Source organism: Lutibacter sp. (genome assembly GCF_033723435.1).
GTDB lineage: Bacteria > Bacteroidota > Bacteroidia > Flavobacteriales > Flavobacteriaceae > Lutibacter.
This window is the reverse complement of record NZ_JAWVXC010000006.1, coordinates 101,088-121,820: the sequence shown is the minus strand read 5'-3', so window position 1 is coordinate 121,820 and position 20,733 is coordinate 101,088. Positions and strand designations below refer to the sequence as shown.

Genomic DNA, 20,733 nt, shown 5'->3' with positions numbered 1-20,733 from the left:
TAATTTGAATAAATTCAAAATTATAAAAAACTTATCAATTATTAGAGGTTTCATCAGATTTTTCATCATCTACAACAACATCTCCTAAAAGCTCATCTTCAAATAGACGCTTACCAAATATAGTTTCTAAATCTTTTTTAAAGATAACCTCTTTTTCTAAAAGCAATTCTGCCAATGTAGTAAGTTTATCTTTATTTTCCTCTAAAATTTTAAGCGCTCTTTTATATTGAGTTTCAATAATTTCTGAAATTTCTTTATCAATTATTTGGGCAGTTTCTTCACTATATGGTTTTGTAAAATTATAGTCAGATTGTCCTGAAGAATCGTAATAAGTTAGGTTTCCAATTTTAGAGTTTAAACCATATACAGTTACCATTGCTCTTGCTTGTTTAGTAACTTTTTCTAAATCGTTTAAAGCTCCAGTTGAAATTTTATTAAAAATCAATTCTTCTGATGCTCTACCTGCAAGTGTAGCACACATTTCATCCAACATTTGTTCTGATTGGACAATTTGGCGTTCTTCAGGTAAGTACCAAGCTGCACCTAACGATTGTCCACGTGGTACAATAGTAACTTTTACTAAAGGTGCTGCATGTTCTAACATCCAACTTGCAGTTGCATGACCAGCTTCATGGAACGCTATTGTTTTTTTCTCTTTAGGAGAAATTAATTTATTTTTCTTTTCTAAACCACCAACAATTCTATCAACGGCATCTAAGAAATCCTGATGGTGTACGGCTTTTTTAGCTTTTCTTGCTGCAATTAAAGCGGCTTCATTACACAAGTTAGCAATATCAGCACCTGAAAAGCCAGGAGTTTGTTGTGCTAGAAAATCTAAATCTACATCTTTATGAATTTTAATTGGCAATATATGTACTTTAAAAATAGCTTTACGCTCTCTTAAATCAGGTAAATCCACATAAATTTGACGATCAAAACGACCAGCACGTAATAAGGCTTTATCTAATACATCGGCGCGGTTTGTTGCAGCAATTACTATTACATTAGTATCTGTACCAAAACCATCCATTTCTGTAAGTAATTGATTTAAAGTATTTTCTCTTTCGTCATTACCTCCTGTAATATTATTTTTACCACGAGATCTTCCTACCGCATCAATTTCATCAATAAATATAATTGATGGTGCTTTTTGTTGTGCTTGTTTAAATAAATCTCTAACTCTTGATGCTCCAACTCCAACAAACATTTCCACAAAATCAGATCCTGAAAGTGAGAAAAATGGCACATGAGCTTCACCAGCAACTGCTTTTGCTAATAACGTTTTACCTGTACCAGGAGGACCAACAAGTAACGCTCCTTTTGGTATTTTACCTCCTAATGAAGTATATTTATCAGGACTTTTTAGAAAGTCAACAATTTCTTGAACTTCTTCTTTTGCCCCTTCTAAACCTGCAACATCTTTAAACGAGGTTTTTACTTTTTGATCTTGATCAAATAATTTAGCTTTTGATTTGCCAATACTAAAAATTTGTCCGCCTCCGCCGCCGGCTCCTCCACCAGACATACGGCGCATGAAATAAATCCATAATCCAATTAAAAAGATAAATGGTAAATACACAAAAATTTGATCTAGGAAATTTGTTTTCTCTATATTTTTAGTATCAAAATCAAGATTATTTTTTGTTCTTTCAGAACTTAGTTCTTTTTCAAAATTCTGCAAATCCCCAAAATCATAAGAATATAGTGGCATGCTTTCATTGTAAAAAGAACTTTTATCTTTTTTGTATTTTTCTTTTTCTAAAGATTTTGGTTTAATGTATATATCTGCAATATTTTTATTTACTATTTCAATTTTAGATATATCATTATCTTTTAAAATAGCTTTAAATTCATTTTCACTTAATTTTTTTGAAGATAAATTTCCACTATTTAAAAATTGGTAGCCTAAAATAAGGACGAATATAATACCATATATCCAATAGAAATTGAATTTAGGAGGTTTAATATTCTTATTAATTGGTGGTTTTTTATTATTGTTAGCCATTTGTATTTTTTCTTAAGAATGTAATTTAAATTTTTTAACTATGAAGAAATTGAAGTTATTTTAGCATCTCCCCATAAACTTTCAATATTGTAAAATTCGCGAGTTTGTTTTTGAAAAATGTGTACTACAACATTTATATAATCTAATAAAACCCATTCAGCATTTCCTTCCCCTTCTACATGCCAAGGTTTTTCTTTAGCTAATTTTCCAACTTGTTTTTGTATAATACCTGAAATGGCATTTACGTGAGTATTTGAGGTTCCGGAACAAATTATAAAATAGTCACAAACTGTATTTTCAATTTCTCTTAAATCTAATAATTGAACATCAACTCCTTTTATTTCATCAATTGCTTTTAGTATAGTTGCAATTAAGCTATCAGCACTTTCACTTCTTTTTGTCATTAATTTTTTTTAGTTTGTTGCAAAGTTATTATAATTTTTTAGGATAATTTTTGTTTTAAGTAACTTTGCTAAAATTATTAAACTAAATGAACATAATCAAACTTAATGCCATTGATTCCACAAATTCTTACTTAAAGAAGCTAAGCAATGAAAAGGTATTAAGTGATTATACTATTGTTTGCGCTGAATATCAAACCAAAGGCAGAGGGCAAATGGGAACAAAGTGGCAGTCATCTGTTGGTAAAAATCTAATATTCAGCGTGTTAATTAATTTTAAAAATTTACCAATAGATTATAGATTTTATATTAGCATGGCGGTTTCTTTAGGAATAATTTCTACACTGAATAGCCAAATCGATGGTGATTTTAAGATTAAATGGCCTAACGACATAATGTCAGGAAAGGACAAACTTGCGGGAATTTTAATCGAAAATACTTTTAAAGGAGCAAACATAAATCGCTCTATTATTGGAGTTGGTTTAAATGTAAATCAAGAAAATTTTTCAAAATCTCTAAAAAATGTAACTTCTTTGATAAAATTAACGAAACAAAATATAGATAGGGATTTATTGTTAAATCAGCTAATTACAAATATTCAATCAGAAATTTTGCTGCTTAAAGAGAAAAAGTTGGATTTACTAAAAGAGAAATACTTAAAACAACTTTACGGATACAATTTAGAATTGAATTTTGTAGATAAAAATAATATAACTTTTACTGGGAAAATAATTGGAGTTACGGAAGAGGGTAAACTAAAAATTTTAGATAAAAACAAAACTATCCGCAAGTTTAATTTAAAAGAAATTAGACTTGCGGATAGTTAATTAGGTTACTTATAATTTAGCAGAATTTTCCACTAAAGTATCTATAAATTTTTGTAATGGACCTTTAACCATCATTGCCATCATTGGGTTAAAATCTCCCTCAAATAATAATTGAGTTTCACAACTATTAGCATCAATTGAGTTTATAATTGTAGTTAAAGTAAAATCTAATTTACTACTAGCTGCACCAAAAACAAGCTGATTAAATTCTTTTTTTTCTTTTAAAACCAATCTTATTTCAGGCATGCCTTTTAAACTAAAAATAAACGATTCGCCATCTACTTCAAATTTATTAATGTTTTCAGGCATTAATTGCTCAAAGTTTTCTAAGTTGGCTAAAAATTGGTAAAAATCTTTTTGAGATTTTTGTATAATTGATTTTTTACTTTCTAATTGCATTGTATTTAATTAAGGTTTCCAATTACTTGGGTTAGTTCTCCAATTTTTTAGAGTATCTAATTCTTTTTCAGATATATAATTATTATCTAAGGATTGTTCTAATAAATGTTCATAATCACTTAAAGTGTATAAAGCTATGTTAGCTTTTTCAAAATTAGTGGTGGCAATATCAAATCCGTATGAAAATATAGCTACCATTCCTTTTACATTTGCTCCAGCTTCTTTTAAAGCTTTTACTGCATTTAAGCTACTTTTTCCTGTACTAATTAAGTCTTCTACAACTACCACGTTTTTGTTTGGCTCAAGTAATCCTTCTACTTGGTTTTTCCTTCCATGTTTTTTAGGTTCAGGACGAACATAAATAAATGGCACGTTTAATTGCTGAGCAACTAGCATTCCAATAGCAATTGCACCAGTAGCAACACCGGCAATAACATCGGGCTTTCCATATTCTTCTTCAATAATATTCGCTAAATTTTCCCGTAAATAATTTCTAATTTTTGGATAAGATAGCGTAATTCTATTATCACAATAAATAGGTGAATTCCATCCCGAAGCCCATGTGAACGGATTATTAGTTTGCAATTTTATTGCTTTAATTTGCAAAAGTAATTCGGCTGTTTTTTTTGCAGTACCTTTGTTCTTAATCATGTTACAAATGTATAAAGTTTTTGTAAACGATTATCCAATTATTTTAACGGATAATCAAAACATTTCAACAAATTATAAAAAAATCAATTTTGAAGAAAGTACAATCTTAAAATTGGTGGGAACGCTTTTTAATAACAACTCTACTGGTTTTTGTTTGATATGTAGTGATTTAGAGCAATCTTGGAGTATATTTCAATCTAAATTTGAAATTCAAAAAGCAGCTGGTGGGAAAGTTTTAAATTTAAAAAACGAAGTGTTATTTATTTATCGTTTTAATAAATGGGATTTACCAAAAGGAAAATTAGAAATTGGTGAATCTATAAAAGAATGTGCGGTTAGAGAAGTTGAAGAAGAGTGTGGAATATACAATTTAACTATCCAAAAAAAGTTACCAACTACCTATCATATATTTAAAAGAGAAGGTAAAACAATTTTAAAAATCACTTATTGGTTTCTAATGAACACCAATTTTGATGACGTTTTAAAGCCTCAAAAAGAAGAAGATATTACAGAAGCTGTATTTAAAAATGATGCAGAAATTAAATCAGCATTAAAAAATTCGTATCAAAATATAAAACTATTGTTTTAATTCATTCCCTAAACTTATTTAAAAGATATACAATTAATTAGGTTTTAAATAGTTTAAGATTCCTTGTTTTTATAGTGGAATCTTAATTAATTTAATTATCCTATATTTGCCGCTTTTTGTAAATAAAATACTATGACTGAATTTATTCAAAAACGGCTTACTAATGTAAGAAATGATATTTTTTCTGGAATCACAGTTGCTTTGGCCTTAATACCTGAAGCGGTTGCTTTTGCATTTGTAGCAGGTGTTGACCCTTTAGTTGGTTTATATGCAGCTTTTATGGTAGGCTTAATAACTTCAGTTATTGGAGGTAGACCAGGAATGATATCTGGAGCTACGGGAGCTTTAGCTGTAGTTATGGTTTCTTTAGTTTCGGAAGGAAATGCTATGGGAAATCCAGCGGAAAATTTAGGATTGTATTATTTGTTTGCAACGGTAATATTAATGGGAGTTTTTCAAATTTTGGCAGGTGTTTTTAAACTTGGAAAGTTTGTACGGTTAATTCCTCATCCAGTAATGATGGGTTTTGTAAATGGACTAGCAATTGTTATTTTTATTTCTCAGCTAGGGATGTTTAAAAAAACAGTAAACGGCACTAAAACATGGTTACAAGGGAATCAATTATATATAATGATTGGCTTGGTTGCGTTAACTATGCTAATTATGTGGGGGTTACCAAAAATTAAACAAGCAAAAAAATTACCTGTAGCCTTAATAGCAATATTAGTGGTTAGTATAATTGCTATTGTAATAAATTTTGATGTTGCTACTGTTGGTAGTTTTATAAAAGATGGAGGAGGAGAAGGTTTAAAAGGAGGTCTTCCAATATTACATTTAGAAACATTTTTAAAAATTCCGTTTACTTGGAAAACCATTCAATTTATTTTGCCGTATGCTTTAATTTTAGCAGCTATAGGTTTAATTGAATCCTTAATGACGATGAATTTAATTGATGATTTAACAGAAACTAGAGGTGATGGAAATAGGGTTTGTATTGGACAAGGAAGCGCAAATATTATTACAGGTTTATTTGGCGGAATGGGTGGTTGTGCAATGATTGGTCAATCTATAATTAATATCAAAGGAGGAGGAAGAACTAAATTATCAGGAATTGTTGCTGCTTTAATGCTATTGTTTTTTATAGTATTTGGATCTGCATATATTGAAAAAGTTCCTATTGCTGCTTTGGTTGGAGTAATGTTTATGGTTGTTATTGGGACTTTTGAATGGAGTAGTTTTAGAATTTCTAATAAAATTCCTAAAACCGATTTATTTGTTTTGATTTTAGTTTCGGCTTTAACGGTTATTTTTGATTTAGCTGTTGCAGTTATTGCAGGTGTAATTGTTAGCGCATTGGTTTTTTCTTGGGAAAATGCAAAAAGAATTAGAGCTAGAAAATCTATTAGAGAAGATGGAACCAAAGTTTATGAAATTTGGGGGCCCCTGTTTTTTGGTTCCATAAAAGCTTTTAATGATAAGTTTGATGTTAAAAATGATCCAAAAAATGTAGAAATCGATTTTATTGAATCTAGAATTAGTGATCATTCTGCTTTAGAAGCTGTTTTTAATTTGGTTGAAAAATACGAAGCTGCTGGAAAAATTATTCATTTAAAGCATTTAAGCGAAGAATGTAAATTGTTACTTCATAAAAGTAGTTTAAAATTCAGTGAAGTAATTATTAATGATATTGATGATCCTCGTTATCACGTAGTTGAAAATCCTGAAGCTTTTAATTAGTATTTAAAAATGAAATCCAATCTTTTTTAGTATTTAAATTCTTCGTTATAGAAGAATCATTTACAAGCACATATGAAATGCTTTTTTCAGGAAGTTTTTTTAGTTGATAATCTAATCTGGCATCTTCACTTTGTAAGTCAACCTTAATTAATTGTTTCCAAAAAGAATAAGAAAGTTTAACAGGATGTCCTTTTTTATTTTTAAATGAAGGGATTACAACAGTATTTTTAAGTTCAATTATTTTATTAAAATCGTTAGGGTTTAAAATAGGAATATCAATATGGTTAATTAGTACATCCTCTTTGTTTTTTAGGCTTTTTAATACGGTTTGCAATGTTGAAAACGTTCCAAATTCAGGATTTTTATTGATAAGAATGTTTATGGTTAATCCATCAAAAACAAAAGGGTTTTTTGCAGCATTTTCAAACCAAGGAATAGCTTTAAAATAGTTTTTATAATTATATCCTAAACCAATATAAACATTTTTAACCGTAGTTTTCGAAATTCTATGCAGCTGTTCTAAAATCCAAAAAGTATGTTGATATTTTAGCAAACCTTTATCAACTCCCATTCTTTCAGATTTTCCACCAGCAAGTAAAATAAATGTTGTATTAGGTTGCATAAAATTCTTTCAATAATTCAGCTGCTACACTAATAGCAATTTCTTTAGGAGTATTTCCGCCAATTGGTAATCCAATTGGACAATGTACAGGAGATATTCCATCTTTAAAACCTAATTCATTTATAAGTTTATGATGAAATTTATTTTTTTTGGTTTTACTACCAATTAAACCAATGTATTTAGTTTTTTCTGAAAGCGCTAACGCAGTTATTTCAAAATCGAGTTTATGATCATGAGTCATAATAACAATATAACAGTTTTCACCCCAATTAACATAAGATTTGTATAAGTCAAAATCAATATTACTAAACGTTACGTTTTTATCTATAGTAATACTTTCATCCCAATTACTTCTGCTATCTAACAAGTTAATATTAAAAGGAGTATCTTTTAAAATAGCGCATAACTCAATGCCAATATGCCCAGCTCCAAATAAAAATAATTCAGGTGATTTATTCATAGGTTCAATTATTAAGGATACTTTACCGCCACAGCATTGTTCAAAATCTGGACCTAAAGTGTAATCAAGTTCTTTAATTTTATTTTCTGAAATAGCTTTTATAGCTTCATCTATTACTAAAAATTCTAATTTTCCTCCGCCAATAGTTCCAAATAATTCTCCTTGATGAGTAACAATCATTTTAGAAGCTACCTTGCAAGGAGCAGATCCTAAAACTTTAGTAACAGTAACAAGTGCAACAGGTTGATTTTTCTTTTTAAAATCTTGTAATAATTCTATCCAATTATTCATAAATCTAAACTAAACCATAATCAGATAAAGGTAAATTGTAATATCTTTTTCCTGTAATTTGATAAATAGCATTTACAATGGCAGGAGCAATAACAGGAACCCCTGGTTCTCCAACTCCAGTTGGTCTTTCTGAACTTTCTACAATTTCAACATGAACATTCGGAGTATCATTAATTCTAACCATTTTATAATCATGATAATTATTTTGCTCAATGGCTCCATTTTTTGCGGTGATTTTTCCATAGAATGCCAATGACATTCCAAAAACTGCGGCTCCTTCTAATTGAGCTTTTATGGTGTTTCTATTAACAAATGTACCACAATCTATAGCAGTGTAAATATTATGAACTTTTAGTTTGTTATTAATTACTGAAACTTCTACAATAGAGGCTACGTATGTATAAAAACTATAATGTACAGCCAAACCATAAGCATGTCCTTCAGGAAGTTTTTTACCCCATTCGGCATTTTTAGCGGCTATTTTTAATACATTTTTAAGACGGGCTGTATTGTATTTTATAGGATCTTTAGTTTCTTCAATTCTATCTTTACCTATTAAATCTAGCCTAAATTCTAATGGATCTTTATTGGCAGCAATTGCTAATTCATCCGCAAAAACATTTTCAGAAAAACCATGTGGAATATTAATTACAGAACGCAGCCAACCAATTCTAACTTTAGCTGGAGCTTTTCCAACTTCAATTTTCATATTTTCAATTTCAAAAGGAACATTTGATGCGCTAGCAATTTCAAACCCCGCAGCATAATCAACTCCAGGTGAAAAAGTAGAAGCAATAGAAGGCATAGCAAAGCGATGTAGCCAACCTGTTACTTTACCATTTTTATCTAATGAAGCCTTTAAATATTGAGCACTTACTGTATGATAATAATCGTGTTTAATATCATCTTCACGTGTCCATACTACTTGCACAGGAGCATTTAATGCTTTAGACAGCATAACAGCTTCAACAATATAATCTGGCTTAGATTTTCGTCCAAAACCGCCACCTAAAAAAGTAACATTAATAGTAACTTTTTCTTCCTCTGTTTTTAAATAGTTCACCACTTCTTTTCTCGTAGTTTGTGGGGCTTGGGTAGGTGCCCAAACTTCACAAGAATCTCCTTGAACCCAAGCAACTGCATTTGGAACTTCCATTGGAGCGTGAGATAAGTGAGGTAATTGAAATGTACTTTCTATAATTTTATGGGCATTTTTAAATGCTTTGTTAATATTGCCAACATCTTTAGCAACTTTTCCTTGCTTATGAACGTTGGCGGTAATTTCATTCATATATTTTTCGGAATCATAATCACTATTATCCCCATAATTCCATTCAATTTTTAAAGCTTCTTTTCCTTTAAAAGCAGCCCAAGTATTAGATGCAACTACAGCAACTCCTCCTAACGCTCCAAAAGGTCTTTCAATTCTTGGGATTTCAATAACATCTTGTACGCCAGCTATCTTTAAAGCTTCTGTTTTGTCGAACGATTTTACACTTCCAAAAGTAACTGGACAACGTGCAATTGCAACAAATTTCATATTTGGCAAACGCTTATCTAATCCAAAAGTAGCTTTTCCTTGTACATAATCAGCAACATCAACACTTCTTAAACTTTTGCCAATGTATTTAAAATCTTCAGGAGATTTTAGTTTAACGTCTTTTGGAACCTCTAATGTTTTTGCAATTTCTACTAAATCACCATAACCAATTTTTTTTCCACTTGAATGAATTATAAAATGATTTTCTGCTGAACATTCACTTTCTGGAACTTGCCATTTTTTAGCAGCTGCAGTTATTAGCATAGCTTTTGCTGTAGCTCCCATTTGTCTCATAGTTTCGTATAAATAGCGAATACTTCTAGAACCATCGGTATTTTGATCGCCATATTTAGCATCACCAACAGCTTGTTGTACAGTAACTCTATTCCAATCTGCTTCCATTTCATCTGCAATAACAGAAGTTAAGGAAGTTCTAACACCATTACCCATTTCAGAACGTGAGGCAATTAAAATTAAACTACCATCCGAATTTAATTGGACAAATAAATTAGGATTGAAATTGGTTAGATTTTTATTTTTATCTTCTTTGTCAGAAAACAAATTAGTGTTACAGCCTAATATTAATCCTCCAGATGCAATACCAATAGTTTTAACAAAACTTCTACGACTTATATTTTTTATTATCCTCATGATTGTTGATTTTTAAGTTCAACAGTTCTGTGAATAGCATTTTTTATACGTTGGTAAGTTCCGCATCTGCAGATATTACCAATCATTTCTTCTTCAATATCTTTATCTGTTGGATTTTCGTTTTTATCTAATAATGCAGTTGCTGCAATTAATTGTCCTGGCTGACAAAACCCACATTGAGGAACATTTAATTCCATCCAAGATTTTTGTAGTAATTGTAAGTTTTTAGAATTTCCTTCTATGGTTAATATCTCTTTTCCAATTGCCGCCGAAACAGGAATTACACATGACTGAACAGGTGAATTGTCTAATAAAACTTTGCAAGAACCACATAGTCCTTCTCCACATCCATATTTTGTGCCTGTTAAGCCAATAATATCTCTAATTGCCCAAAGTAACGGCATATCAGGTTCAACATCAATGTTGTACTTTTTATTGTTAATAGTTAGTTTAATCATGATTGTTTTTATTTAAAACACCAATTTAAGAATTATTTTATAAATTTACAGTAATCATATTCTTGATTTTTTTATGTAGCCTTTAATTAGGCTCAATATAATTTTATGAAAAAGAATTTTAAATATCAATTTGATAACTCACTCGGCATTTTATTTAAATTTTATTATGGATTAATTACAATAGAAGATATAGAATCTTCTTGGGAGTATGCGTTTAAAAACAGTTTAATACCTAAAGATGTAAAAGGATTTATTTTAGATTATCGAAATTCTAATTTTAATATAAAAGTTGAAGAGTATAATAAGATAGCAGATTTTTATAAAAAACATTTAGAAGTTTTTGGAAATTTTAAAATAGCTATCCTTACTGAGGAACCTAGAGATATTGTTATTCCAGTTCTAGTTGAAACTAAAGATCAAGGTTATAGTTCTAGACCGTTTAGTACGCTTAATTCTGCAATAGACTGGGTATTAAGTTAAAAAATGGTTCACTTCAATTACTTCACCAATATTCATTTGGTTTAGTTTTATTTTTCCTATTCTAACTCTAATTAAACGTAATGTTGGAAAACCAACTGCAGCAGTCATTTTACGTACTTGTCTAAATTTTCCCTCCGTTAAAGTAATAGAAATCCAACTTGTAGGACCATGGCGCTCATCTCTAATTTTTTTTCTTCTTTCAGGAAGTTTAGCGGGTTCTTCTATTTTAGAAACTTTGCATTTTTTTGTAGTGTATTTTATTCCTTCAAAACCTATTTCTACCCCTTTTTTTAATTTTTCAATTGCTTCGAATGAAATTTGTCCATCTACTTGTGCGTAATATTCTTTTTCAACTTTAGCGCTTCGTATAAATTCACTGGTTTGTCCATCTGTAGTTAGTAATAATAAGCCTTCTGAATGTTCATCTAACCTTCCAATTGCCATAGTTTTTTCTGGAAAATCATACAATTCGCCTAACATTTTTTTATTTTTTCTTCGAGTTTGGTTATTTACAAACTGACTTAGATAACCATAAGGTTTAAATAAAATAAAGTGTTTGTGCTTAGTGTTTTCCATTTAAAATGTTATAAACAAGTTCTTTAGAAAGAGTTTGTCCATTTGCTTTTTTTCTAACGTCATCAAAGCTAAAAATAAAATCGCAACCATTTTTAAATTCACTGCAACCATAAGCTGATTTTCCTTTTAAAATAATTCCTTTTTTACATTTAGGACAAGTTAATTTATCTGGGGTTTTCTTCTCTGAAACTTTTTTCTCTTCTAATTTTAATTGAAAATTGTCATCGAATCTAAGTAATCCTTCAATATTACCATTATCTGTTTTAAACCCTTTTAAATTAACAGTACATCCTTTTTGTAATAAACGTATATATTGATTTTCGGAAATTTTTTTATTTAAAAAACTAAATGGAAGTTTAAAATTACATCCGTTTTTATAATTGCTGCAACCATATGCAGTTTTACCTTTTAAGAGAGCTCCTTTTTTGCATTTTGGACATTCTTCAGAGGAAATTTTATTCTTTTTTTTAAGGTTTGATTTTTCGGAAATTATTTTAGTAGAAGAATTTACTGAAGTAATATTTGCTCTAACTTTTTCTGAACGAACTTCATATACTAAATCATCCACCATTCTTTTCATGTTTTTTATAAAAGTTCCAGCGTTAAAAGTTCCTTGCTCAATTTCTTTAAGTTTTTTTTCCCATTGCCCAGTTAATTCCGCAGATTTTAATAATTCATTTTGAATGGTTTCTATTAATTGAATACCTGTTTGGGTTGGTAAAATTTGCTTTTTTTTACGCTCAATATATTTACGTTTAAACAATGTTTCAATAATATTTGCTCTTGTTGAAGGACGGCCAATTCCATTTTCTTTCATCAACTCACGTAAATCTTCATCATCTACTTGTTTGCCAGCAGTTTCCATAGCACGTAAAAGTGTAGCTTCTGAAAATTGATTTGGAGATTTGGTTTCTTTTTCTAAAAATGAAGGAAAATGAGGGCCTTTTTCCCCTTTTACAAAAGTTGGTAAAATATCAGTAGTTGTTTTACTGATTGAATTATTTGGAGAAGTGGTTTCAAAAACTACACGCCAACCTTTTTCTACAATCTCTTTTCCATTGGTTTTAAAAGTTACCTTATTTGCATCTCCAATTACGGTTGTGTTGGCAACTTTACAATCTTCATAAAAAACGGCAATAAAACGTTTAGTTATTATATCATATACTTGTTGTTGGTTGTATTGCAAATTAATTTGTATTCCTGTTGGTATAATAGCATGATGATCGGTTACTTTTTTGTCGTTAAAAACTTTGCTTGATTTTTTTATTTTCTTTGTTAATAGTGGCTGTGTTAATTTGCTGTAATTTGTTAAGTTTTTTAATATTCCAGCTACTTTTGGATATACATCATTAGGTAAAAAAGTGGTGTCAACTCTTGGATAGGTAACTACTTTTTGCTCATATAATTTTTGAACAATTTTTAGTGTTTCCTCAGCAGTAAAGCCAAATTTATTGTTACAATAAACTTGTAAGCCAGTTAAATCAAAAAGTTTAGGAGCATATTCTTTTCCAGCTTTTTTAGTTATAGAAACAATTTCAAAATCACTTTCCTTTACTTTATTTGCAAACAGTTCGCCATCTTCTTTTTTTAAAAAACGACCTTCTTCACAATTAAAAATGGTTTCTCTATATTCAGTTTGTAATTCCCAATAAGGTTGAGGTTTAAAATTTTCGATTTCTTTATATCTGTTTACTAGCATTGCTAAAGTTGGAGTTTGCACTCTTCCAACAGATAAAAGTTGTTTATAACCTCCGTGTTTTAAAGTATATAATCTGGTGGCATTCATTCCTAAAAGCCAATCTCCAATAGCTCTAGAAAAGCCCGCGTAATATAAATTATCGTAGTTTTTAGAAGGTTTTAAATTTTGAAATCCTTCTATTATAGCTTCTGTGGTTAAAGAAGAAATCCACAAACGTTTTACTTCTCCTTTATAATTTACTTGATTAATTACCCAACGCTGAATTAATTCTCCTTCTTGTCCTGCATCACCACAATTTATGACTACTTCAGCTTTATCGAATAAACTTTTTACAATATTAAATTGTTTTTGAATTCCTTGATTGTTAACCACTTTTGTTTCAAACTTTTCAGGAAGCATAGGTAAATTATTTAAATTCCAGCTTTTCCAATGCGGTTTGTAATCGTTAGGTTCTAATAAAGTACATAAATGCCCAAAAGTGTAAGTTACCGCATAACCATTTCCTTCAAAATAGCCATCATGTTTTGTGTTTGCGCCTAAAACTGAGGCTATTTCACGTGCAACACTAGGTTTTTCAGCAATACATACTTTCATTTAAATTTTTTTAATAGACTTTATAAATTGGAAGTTTTAGATACGCTGCTTCGTAATATGGAGAATTTTTATAAACAAAATCTAGTTGAGCTTTTGGATTTTTAGCAAAATCTACATCCGATTCAATTTTATTCTTCAAAGCTTCTTTTATAGATGGATTTTCTTTTAAAAATTGCGCTGCAATATCTTCAAAAACATAAGGAGAATATCCTTCTTTTCGTTGAAGAATGGTATCAAAATAATTCCAGTTGAAAAATGAATCCGTGGCAGATGCTTCTAAAGTTTCAAATAAATATCTTGCACCTGACTGATTTACAGGGATATAAATATCTCCTTTTGAAAATTTAACTTGTTGTTTAGTTTGAGTAACTTCAGTATTGTAATGCATATAATGTCCTTCAAAAACTTTTGAACTAGTTTTAAAATCCTTAATGTGTTGGTTTACAGCGTTTATAGAAGTATCTTTTTTAATAGAAATATATTTAATATGATTTTCTTTCAATCTATTTAAAACTCTCCACCAACCATTTTTTAAAATATAAGCTTTAGGAATGTTTATATATTTTGTTGGTTTAAACTGATTATAATAATCAATTGGTTTTGTATATGGTTTGGTTTCATCATAAAATAAACGTTTTCCTGTAGTTACTTTGCTTGGAACATAACTTCCTTCATATCCTTTAAATTGTAAAGTGGTGAAATTGTTTTTATCTAGTTGATATTGAATTGGGTAGGTTTTATTTTTTAAAATATTCTTCAATGCATTTTTACGAAGTTCTTTAATTCTTTTTCCATTTTGGATAGTGAATTCTATAACCGAATTCATTAAACTATATGTTTGTTCAACACGTACTTTATAAGGTTTTAGCATATGTGTTTCCACCATTAAACCTAGTGTGTTAAAAAGTGTTGTATAACCTGTTGAATATCTTGGAGAATCAAAAAATTGACTAAAACCACTTTCAGGAGTTTTTCCCCAGACGTTAACATAAGGAGTTATTAATATATTTTTTTTTAGTAATGAATTTTCAATAGCTGGTCTCATTTTTTGTTCAATAAAGTCGCCTAATTTATTTCCTAATTTATTATGCTGGGTAAATAAATGAGTAATACTATATTGATAATCAGCGCCATTACTTACGTGATTGTCCACAAAAACATCTGGATTTAAAGAAGTGAAAATATTAGCAAAGCTTCTAGCGTTTTTGGTGTCAGCTTTTATAAAATCTCTATTTAAATCAAAATTTCTGGCATTTCCCCTAAATCCATATTCTTTTGGACCATTTTGATTTGCTCTGGAATGGCTGTTTCTATTTAATGCTCCACCAACATTATAAATAGGAATTATAGCTAAAATAATTGAATTTAATTTTTTAGTTTGTTCCTTATTTTGAACTATATCGCGTAATAAAAGCATAGTAGCATCTATACCATCAGATTCACCAGGATGAATACCGTTGTTTATAAAAATGATGTTTTTGGAACTGTTTTTTAGTTGTTTTAAATCAAAATTTTTATCGGTATTAAAAAACACTAAATAAAGCGGATAACCACTATCTGTTTTTCCAATTTCTTGAATGTTAATTTGAGGATATGTTTTTGCAAGTTTTTTATAGAAATTTATCGTTTCAGAATAAGTTGCAGTTTCGGTTCCGTTTGATTTTTCAAATTTAGTAGTAAAATTTTCGGATGTTTTTGGTGAAGTTTTTGAGCATGAAATAGTAATTAATGTCAAAATAATAACCCAATATTTCATAAAATAATTAATTGCTGGTTACACTTTTAGGAACTAAACCTGAAATATCTCCGCCATTTCTAAGTACATCTCTAACAATACTTGAACTTATATACGAAGTTTCTGCTGAAGTTAATAAAAACACAGTTTCAACAGGAGCTAATTTTCGATTAGTTTGAGCTATTGCTTTTTCAAATTCAAAATCAGCAGGGTTTCGTAAACCTCTTAAAATAAAGTCGATATTTTTTTTATTACAATAATCTATCGTTAAACCTGTGTAAGTTTCCACTTTAATTTTTGGTTCATTGGCAAAAGTCTTTTTAATAAATTCCACTCGTTTTTTTACAGGAAACATATATTTTTTATCTGCATTTATACCAATAGCAATAATAATTTCATCAAATAAAGGTAATGCTCTATTAATAATATCAACGTGTCCTAAAGTTATTGGGTCAAATGATCCTGGAAATATAGCGCGTCTCATAATTAGTTATTTAAAGCCATCTCAATAGCGTTGTGAAAAAGATTTTGTAAAGTAATACCAGCAGCAGCTGCTTGCTGCGGAATTATACTTTCATTAGTTAAACCTGGAACGGTATTCATTTCTAAAAAATAAGGTTCGTTATTTACTAAAATATATTCAGATCGTGTAAAACCTGACATATTTAATATTTGATATACTTTTTTTGCAAGAATTTCTAATTTCTGATGCATTTCATCAGAAATACGTGCAGGTGTTATTTCATCGGATTCTCCTAAATATTTTGCTTCATAATCAAAAAAATCATTGTTGGTAACAATTTCTGTCATTGGCAAAACTTTAATTTCACCTTTGTAATTCAACACTCCAATGGTAACTTCTGTGCCATCTAAAAATTCTTCAATTAGTAATTCGGAATCTTCTTTAAATGCTTTTTCTATAGCAGGAATTAACTCTTCTTTTAATTTTACTTTAGAAATTCCGAAGCTTGAACCTGCATTGTTAGGTTTAACAAAACAAGGTAAACCGAGTGTTTTAATTATTTCATCTACATTAAAATTTTCTCCTTTATTTAAATATATTGATTTGGCTGTTTTAACACCATACTTTTTTAAAACACTTAAACAATCACGTTTATTAAAAGTAAGTGCCATTTGATAAAATGGAGCAGAAGTATGTTTTAAACCAAGTAATTTAAAATAAGCTAAAATGGTTCCATCTTCACCAGGATGACCGTGAATTGCGTTAAAAACACAATCAAAAGTTATTTTATTTTGGTTAATAATTACCGAAAAATCATCTTTATTAATTGGATATTCAAGGTCATTATCATCAACTAAAACCCATTTATTTTTTAAAATATGTATTTTGTAGGTGTTGTATATTTCTTTTGAAATTTGTTGATATACTACTTCACCACTTTTTAAAGAAATATTGGCTTCAGAAGAATATCCACCCATAATGATGGCAATATTTTTTTTCATTTACTGTTATTAACGTGTAATACAAACTTACATATTTAAAGTTTAAAATAATATCGTTTTTTTACTTTGTGAAAAAGTATACTAAACAAACTGCTTTTAAATGGTTTGTAACTTACTATTAATAAAGTATCTTTGTCCATTATCAAAATATACCTATGAATTTTATAAATTTTTTAAAATCTAAAGTTTTTTTTACACAACTTATTATTGCAGCAGTTGGGTTAATTATCGTTTTTTATGCTTTAGCAAAATGGTTAAATATATCTACACATCATAATCAAAAAATAGAAGTTCCAGATTTAAAGAAAATGAGTTTAGTAAAAGTTAAACAAGCACTAGATGAAGTTGATTTAAAAATGGTAGTACTTGATTCTGCTAGTTATAACCCTAATTACCCAATAAATTCTGTAATTGACCAATCTCCAGAAGCAGGTGATTTTGTAAAAGAAAATAGAAAAATTTATTTAACACTTAATCCATCTGGATATAAAAGTATTCCTATGCCTGATTTATATGGAAAAACAAAAAGACAAGCTACAGCACATTTATTAGCTTTAGGGTTTAAAGTTAGTAGTAATGAGATACGTGTTTCAGATATAGCCAAAGATGTAGTAAGAGGATTAAGATTTAATGGAAAAGAATTAAAGCCAGGAGAAAAAATTCCAAAAAATTCCGTAATTACGTTAAAACTAGGAGATGGTAAAGGCTCAGGAAGCTATAAACGAAATTTTGAATAAAAAATACCGATGAGTATAGAAGAGATTGAAAGGGAGGAGTTGTATGAGCATTTTAACTATGTTGCAAGTGAAGGACAAGAGCCTTTAAGAGTAGATAAATTTTTAATGAATTTTATTGAAAATGCTACTCGTAATAAAATTCAGCAAGCTGCAAAAGCAGGTAATATTTTAGTAAATGATCTGCCTGTAAAATCTAATTATAAAGTAAAACCTTATGATGTTGTTCGTGTTGTTTTAGCACATCCTCCACATGAAAATTTATTAGTTGCAGAAAATATTCCTTTAGATATTTTATTTGAAGATGAGCAAGTTTTGGTAGTTAATAAACCTGCAGGAATGGTAGTGCATCCAGGTCATGGAAATTATAGCGGTACATTAGTAAATGGTTTAATATATCATATAGAAAATTTACCAAATAATTCTAATGAACGTCCAGGATTAGTACACAGAATTGATAAAGATACCAGCGGACTTTTAGTGGTTGCTAAAACCGAATTTGCAATGGCACATTTATCCAAACAATTTTTTGACAGAACTACGGAAAGATTATATTATGCTTTAGTTTGGGGTAATATAGAAGAAGATGAAGGCACTATTGAAGGAAATATAGGAAGAAGTTTAAAAAACAGATTACAAATGTCCGTTTTTCCTAATGGAGAGTTTGGTAAACATGCAGTTACGCATTATAAAGTAGTGGAGCGTTTTAGTTATGTTACATTAGTGCAATGTAAATTAGAAACTGGTAGAACGCATCAAATTAGAGCACATTTTAAACATATTGGCCATACACTTTTTAACGATGAACGATACGGAGGAAATGAAATTTTAAAAGGAACTACATTTACCAAATACAAGCAATTTGTTGAAAACTGCTTTAAAGTTTTACCTCGTCAGGCATTACACGCTAAAACATTAGGATTTGAACATCCAACTACCAAAAAATTTATGCAATTTGATTCTGAAATACCTTTAGACATGCAACAATGTTTTGAAAAATGGAGGAGTTATACCATTAATCAAAAAGATTAAAAATGAAAGAATTTGATGTTGCAAACTGGAACAGAAAACCACAATTTGAGTTTTTTAAATCCTATGAAGATCCTTTTTTTAATGTAACTGCTAATTTAGAAGTTACTAATCTTTATAATTTTTGTAAAAAGCATAATTTGTCTTTTTCATTAGCTTGCATTTTTGTAGCCTTAAAAAGCATAAATGAAATTGACGAATTTAAATTAAGAATTCAAAACAATAAAGTATATAGTTTTGAAAAAGTGGATATTGGTTCTACAATTTTAAATGATGATAATACTTTTTCTTTCTGTTATTATAATTATAATCCTTCAATTTTCGAATTCGATAAAGCAGGTAAGCAAGTAATAGAAAATCATAAAAAAGGTATCGTTTTTGAACCAAAAGAAGAAATGCTTAACTTAGTACACTGTTCAACATTACCTTGGATATCCTTTACCGGATTTAAACATGCCAGAAAAGGAGATGAAGCAGAAAAAGGAATTCCAAAAATTATTTTCGGAAAATTATTTGAAGAAAACCAAATTAAAAAAATACCATTTTCAGTAGAAGCTAGCCATGCTTTAATGGATGGTTATCATGTTGCTTTATTATTTGATAAAATGCAACAGTTTATAAATGAATTACTATAAGTTTTAATTATTTTTGAATAATTGTAAAGTATTAAAACAGCTCTTTTTATTTACAAAATAGTTATACTTTTAAATCACTTTAAATCGCAACTTATGAAAATAGTAATTTCTCCGGCAAAATCGCTAGACTTTGAAACTCCGGCTCCATTAAAAAAATATACATCTGGAGTTTTTTTAAAAGAAGCAGAAAAATTAAACGAAGTTTTAAAAAAGAAATCGCCTAAAAAATTAAGCGAATTAATGAGTATTTCACCCAAACTTGGGGAGTTAAATTGGCAACGAAATCAAGATTGGCATCTGCCTTTTACATTAGAAAATGCAAAACAAGCTGTATATGCATTTAAAGGAGATGTTTATATTGGACTAGACGCTTATACATTACCAGAATCTAAAATTGATGAACTTCAACAAAAATTAAGAATACTTTCTGGTCAATATGGCATATTAAAACCTTTAGATTTAATGCAGGCTTATCGTTTGGAAATGGGAACAAAATTAAAGATTGGTAATAAAGAAAATTTATATCAATTTTGGGATAAAACCATTACAAATAATTTAAACTCAGAATTAGCAGATGATGAACTGTTTATTAATTTAGCTAGTAACGAATATTTTAAAGTTATACAACCAAAATCGCTGAAAGTTCCAGTAATTACACCAGTTTTTAAAGATTATAAAAACGGAAAATTAAAAATAATTAGCTTTTTTGCTAAAAAAGCAAGAGGATTAATGGTACGTTATATCATTGATAATTCTATTGAATCTATTGAAGGGTTAAAAGGTTTTAATACAGATGGTTACAGCTTTGATTCTAATTTATCAACAGAAAAAGAACTAATTTTTACTCGATAATTTTAATTTTTTTTAAATAGTATTGTTTTTTTATATATGTTTGTCACGTTATTTTTGATTAACGTTGAAAAATTTATATTTTTTCGATAGTAACTTTTTTATTAAGAAGTTTTTAGGTTACTATGTGGTATGGAATCACAACGAAAAATTAAGGCAAAAGACAACTTCTGTAAACTGCATTTCTAAAATTTACAATCAATTATTGGTTGTAGATAGTCGACACACACATTTAGTATTAAGAGTATAGGTATTAACACTTTATCTCAGGTTAATATCAGCCATATTTTAGGCTGCATTTAAATTT

21 protein-coding genes are annotated in these 20,733 nt (G+C 29.0%); 8 read left to right on the top strand and 13 right to left on the bottom strand.

All coding sequences use genetic code 11. The features are described 5' to 3' along the window. Positions 1-34 precede the first annotated feature (34 nt). Positions 35-2,005 carry an ATP-dependent zinc metalloprotease FtsH gene (gene ftsH / locus R3342_RS10175; RefSeq protein WP_318939926.1) on the bottom strand — a complete coding sequence of 657 codons (1,971 nt, stop codon included), beginning with the start codon at positions 2,003-2,005 and terminating at the stop codon, positions 35-37. A gap of 38 nt (positions 2,006-2,043) precedes the next feature. After that, positions 2,044-2,409: a ribosome silencing factor gene (rsfS, locus tag R3342_RS10170; RefSeq protein WP_318939925.1), complete on the bottom strand. Its 366-nt coding sequence runs from the start codon at positions 2,407-2,409 to the stop codon at positions 2,044-2,046. A gap of 86 nt (positions 2,410-2,495) precedes the next feature. Between rsfS and R3342_RS10165 the strand changes: the two genes are divergently transcribed. Further along, positions 2,496-3,233, top strand: coding sequence for a biotin--[acetyl-CoA-carboxylase] ligase (locus tag R3342_RS10165; protein WP_318939924.1), 738 nt, complete (start codon positions 2,496-2,498; stop codon positions 3,231-3,233). Between the two features lie 9 nt (positions 3,234-3,242). Here R3342_RS10165 and R3342_RS10160 read toward each other — a convergent pair whose 3' ends face one another. Together R3342_RS10160 and pyrE are read right to left on the bottom strand one after the other, a co-directional pair. Further along, on the bottom strand, positions 3,243-3,632 hold the full coding sequence (locus R3342_RS10160; protein ID WP_318939923.1) for an SRPBCC family protein: 390 nt from the start codon (positions 3,630-3,632) through the stop codon (positions 3,243-3,245). Between the two features lie 9 nt (positions 3,633-3,641). After that, positions 3,642-4,283 carry an orotate phosphoribosyltransferase gene (pyrE, locus tag R3342_RS10155; protein WP_318939922.1) on the bottom strand — a complete coding sequence of 214 codons (642 nt, stop codon included), beginning with the start codon at positions 4,281-4,283 and terminating at the stop codon, positions 3,642-3,644. A gap of 7 nt (positions 4,284-4,290) precedes the next feature. On the opposite strand from pyrE, the gene R3342_RS10150 reads away from it, so the two are divergent. Together R3342_RS10150 and R3342_RS10145 are read left to right on the top strand one after the other, a co-directional pair. Continuing rightward, positions 4,291-4,872, top strand: coding sequence for an NUDIX hydrolase (locus R3342_RS10150; protein WP_318939921.1), 582 nt, complete (start codon positions 4,291-4,293; stop codon positions 4,870-4,872). Positions 4,873-5,004: 132 nt separating this feature from the next. Then, positions 5,005-6,609: a SulP family inorganic anion transporter gene (locus R3342_RS10145; RefSeq protein WP_318939920.1), complete on the top strand. Its 1,605-nt coding sequence runs from the start codon at positions 5,005-5,007 to the stop codon at positions 6,607-6,609. Here R3342_RS10145 and R3342_RS10140 read toward each other — a convergent pair. Genes R3342_RS10140 through R3342_RS10125 form a run of 4 tightly spaced genes read right to left on the bottom strand, consistent with a single transcriptional unit; the run spans position 6,602 to position 10,631 of the window. Further along, positions 6,602-7,231 (bottom strand): NTP transferase domain-containing protein, encoded by a 630-nt coding sequence (locus tag R3342_RS10140; protein ID WP_318939919.1) that lies wholly within the window; start codon positions 7,229-7,231, stop codon positions 6,602-6,604. The two genes, R3342_RS10145 and R3342_RS10140, sit on opposite strands and share 8 nt — an antisense overlap. After that, entirely contained in the window at positions 7,221-7,982 is a 762-nt protein-coding gene (xdhC, locus tag R3342_RS10135) for a xanthine dehydrogenase accessory protein XdhC (protein WP_318939918.1), read from the bottom strand. Before xdhC ends, R3342_RS10140 begins: the two co-directional genes overlap by 11 nt. 4 nt (positions 7,983-7,986) lie before the next feature. Continuing rightward, positions 7,987-10,173, bottom strand: a complete 2,187-nt coding sequence (locus R3342_RS10130) for a xanthine dehydrogenase family protein molybdopterin-binding subunit (RefSeq protein ID WP_318939917.1) — start codon at positions 10,171-10,173, stop codon at positions 7,987-7,989. After that, positions 10,170-10,631, bottom strand: coding sequence for a (2Fe-2S)-binding protein (locus tag R3342_RS10125; protein WP_318939916.1), 462 nt, complete (start codon positions 10,629-10,631; stop codon positions 10,170-10,172). The genes R3342_RS10130 and R3342_RS10125 overlap by 4 nt, the downstream gene beginning before the upstream one ends. A gap of 105 nt (positions 10,632-10,736) precedes the next feature. On the opposite strand from R3342_RS10125, the gene R3342_RS10120 reads away from it, so the two are divergent. Continuing rightward, complete coding sequence (locus R3342_RS10120; protein WP_318939915.1) at positions 10,737-11,111, top strand: hypothetical protein; 375 nt, start codon at positions 10,737-10,739, stop codon at positions 11,109-11,111. Here the strand turns inward: R3342_RS10120 and R3342_RS10115 are convergent. The 5 genes from R3342_RS10115 to R3342_RS10095 are packed head-to-tail and all read right to left on the bottom strand — an operon-like array spanning position 11,103 to position 17,179. Next, the gene (locus R3342_RS10115; protein ID WP_318939914.1) at positions 11,103-11,687 is read right to left on the bottom strand and encodes a pseudouridine synthase; all 585 of its coding nucleotides are present in this window, start codon (positions 11,685-11,687) and stop codon (positions 11,103-11,105) included. The genes R3342_RS10120 and R3342_RS10115 overlap by 9 nt on opposite strands. Beyond that, the gene (locus R3342_RS10110) at positions 11,674-13,980 is read right to left on the bottom strand and encodes a DNA topoisomerase 3 (protein WP_318939913.1); all 2,307 of its coding nucleotides are present in this window, start codon (positions 13,978-13,980) and stop codon (positions 11,674-11,676) included. The genes R3342_RS10115 and R3342_RS10110 overlap by 14 nt, the downstream gene beginning before the upstream one ends. Before the next feature lie 10 nt (positions 13,981-13,990). After that, positions 13,991-15,736 (bottom strand): M14 family metallopeptidase, encoded by a 1,746-nt coding sequence (locus tag R3342_RS10105; protein ID WP_318939912.1) that lies wholly within the window; start codon positions 15,734-15,736, stop codon positions 13,991-13,993. A 7-nt stretch (positions 15,737-15,743) separates the two neighbouring features. Further along, positions 15,744-16,199: a pantetheine-phosphate adenylyltransferase gene (gene coaD / locus R3342_RS10100; RefSeq protein ID WP_318939911.1), complete on the bottom strand. Its 456-nt coding sequence runs from the start codon at positions 16,197-16,199 to the stop codon at positions 15,744-15,746. Between the two features lie 2 nt (positions 16,200-16,201). Continuing rightward, entirely contained in the window at positions 16,202-17,179 is a 978-nt protein-coding gene (locus R3342_RS10095; protein ID WP_318939910.1) for a D-alanine--D-alanine ligase, read from the bottom strand. A gap of 155 nt (positions 17,180-17,334) precedes the next feature. Here R3342_RS10095 and R3342_RS10090 point away from each other — a divergent pair, with 155 nt between their 5' ends. The 4 genes from R3342_RS10090 to yaaA all read left to right on the top strand — a co-directional run bounded on the left by R3342_RS10090 (position 17,335) and on the right by yaaA (position 20,429). After that, entirely contained in the window at positions 17,335-17,916 is a 582-nt protein-coding gene (locus R3342_RS10090; RefSeq protein ID WP_318939909.1) for a PASTA domain-containing protein, read from the top strand. 9 nt (positions 17,917-17,925) lie between these two features. After that, positions 17,926-18,945: an RluA family pseudouridine synthase gene (locus R3342_RS10085; protein WP_318939908.1), complete on the top strand. Its 1,020-nt coding sequence runs from the start codon at positions 17,926-17,928 to the stop codon at positions 18,943-18,945. A gap of 2 nt (positions 18,946-18,947) precedes the next feature. Beyond that, on the top strand, positions 18,948-19,577 hold the full coding sequence (locus R3342_RS10080; RefSeq protein ID WP_318939907.1) for a CatA-like O-acetyltransferase: 630 nt from the start codon (positions 18,948-18,950) through the stop codon (positions 19,575-19,577). Positions 19,578-19,670: 93 nt separating this feature from the next. Continuing rightward, the gene (gene yaaA / locus R3342_RS10075; protein WP_318939906.1) at positions 19,671-20,429 is read left to right on the top strand and encodes a peroxide stress protein YaaA; all 759 of its coding nucleotides are present in this window, start codon (positions 19,671-19,673) and stop codon (positions 20,427-20,429) included. Positions 20,430-20,733 lie beyond the last annotated feature (304 nt).